Here is a 303-nt window from a genome sequence, read left to right as displayed (position 1 = left end):
AACTGCGCATCACCGACCTCGACGGGATGCGCTACACCGCCTTCGCCACCAACCAGACCCGCGGCCAGCTCGCCGACCTCGAGGTCAGACACCGGCTGCGGGCCCGGTGCGAGGACCGGATCCGCGCCGCCAAGGACACCGGCCTGCAGAATCTTCCCCTCCACGCGTTCGACGCCAACAACTTGTGGTGCCACCTGGTCATGCTCGCCGCCGAGCTCACCGCCTGGGCCCAGATGCTCGCCCTCCATGGGCACAACGCCCGCCGTTGGGAGCCCAAACGACTCCGGGCGCGCCTCTTCGAGA

Annotated in this window: 1 protein-coding gene; it reads left to right on the top strand. The window is 69.3% G+C overall.

Annotated features, from left to right (window positions below; all coding sequences use genetic code 11):
• Nucleotides 1–303 (top strand): transposase (locus BKD30_RS15150; RefSeq protein ID WP_173893165.1); only part of this gene is annotated, 303 nt, incomplete at both ends.

It is taken from the genome of Tersicoccus phoenicis, assembly GCF_001968835.1.
Taxonomy (GTDB): domain Bacteria; phylum Actinomycetota; class Actinomycetes; order Actinomycetales; family Micrococcaceae; genus Tersicoccus; species Tersicoccus phoenicis.
This window is presented reverse-complemented; position numbering and strand designations above follow the sequence as displayed.